General features: G+C 51.0%; 2 protein-coding genes. Both read left to right on the top strand.

Annotated elements, in window-relative coordinates; genetic code table 11:
* On the top strand, nucleotides 1-243 hold a 243-nt coding region (locus INT21_RS17415), incomplete at its 5' end, for an OmpA family protein (protein ID WP_193061390.1).
* A gap of 205 nt (nucleotides 244-448) precedes the next feature.
* On the top strand, nucleotides 449-1,421 hold a 973-nt coding region (locus INT21_RS17410), incomplete at its 3' end, for a BapA/Bap/LapF family prefix-like domain-containing protein (RefSeq protein WP_193085538.1).

Here is a 1,421-nt window from a genome sequence, read left to right as displayed (position 1 = left end):
TCCTCTCAAGATATGGAGTCTCCGGTAAAGCCGGGGCGGTTCAACTTGCGCCTTTCCGAACAGCGGGCAAAAGCGGTCGCTGATGCTTTAGTGGCAGGAGGAACCAATCCTCAGAATATTCGCTATACAGGCCTAGGGCAGAGTGAGCCTTTGGTGAGCTGTCAAAACATTGCAGGTGCTGTATTAAAAGAGTGCCTGGCGCCTAACCGCCGCGTCGAAATTTTATTACAAGAAAATAGTTGAAACTGAGAGGGGCTTGTTTTCGCAAGTTTGCTAAATGCTTCTAATTAAAGGAGAGCCAAATCCAACAATAATCGGTTTTTGACTTTGATAGTTCTTTTCAGCCTTGGGAATCTTCAGGCCAGGATGCATCGGTGTTCTACAGGATGTTGGGGAAAGCGAATTCGTCAAGGTAACCCTTTGGAAGTAACACGAAAATAGGTGAAGCATGGACAATGCACTCATTGTCATTACCCCTAAAGCGGGTGGTGATGCGGTTGAAATACCAAGAGGCAGTGTTGTTGATTTGCAGGAACCGAGCGTCGTTACGATTTCTGTAGGACCTGAAGAAACTGCCGCTTTTGATCGGTCGGGAATGGATCTGATTATCACCCTGAAGTCCGGTGAACAAATTATCATTGCTGGCTTTTTTAATGCCCCGGGGGGGGAACGCACGGAATTGCTTCTCAAGGATTCCACTGAGGTGATTTGGTGGGGGCAGTACGAGATACCTTGGTCTGGGTTTGCGTTCTCTGAAACCCAAGTGGCAGCAGGTGGACTAGCGCAAGATAGTAGCAACCCTTCTTGGGCAGCTGCCTTAGGAATGCTTGGCTTGGTTGGTATTGCTGCGGCTGCTTCCTCTTCGTCTTCTTCAGACAGCGACTCAGATTCTGATAGCGACTCGGACTCTGATGGCGACTCAGATTCTGATAGCGACTCAGATTCTGATAGCGACTCAGATTCTGATAGCGATTCAGATTCTGATGGCGACTCGGATTCTGATAGTGACTCGGATTCTGCTCTGACTCTGACTCTGACTCTGACTCTGACTCTGACTCTGACTCTGACTCTGACTCTGACTCTGACTCTGACTCTGACTCTGACTCTGACTCTGACTCTGACTCTGACTCTGACTCTGACTCTGACTCTGACTCTGACTCTGACTCTGACTCTGACTCTGACTCTGACTCTGACTCTGACTCTGACTCTGACTCTGACACCGATGCCGATGCCGATGCCGATGCTGACGCCGATGCCGATGCTGACGCCGATGCTGACACTGACGCCGATGCAGACGCAGACGCAGACGCAGACGCAGACGCAGACGCTGACGCTGACGCTGACGCTGACGCTGATGCCGATGCCGATGCCGATGCGGATGCGGACGCAGATGCAGATGCAGATGCTGACACGGATGCCGA

The organism is Halomonas sp. 3F2F (assembly GCF_014897805.1).
Classification (GTDB): Bacteria; Pseudomonadota; Gammaproteobacteria; order Pseudomonadales; family Halomonadaceae; genus Vreelandella.
This window is presented reverse-complemented; position numbering and strand designations above follow the sequence as displayed.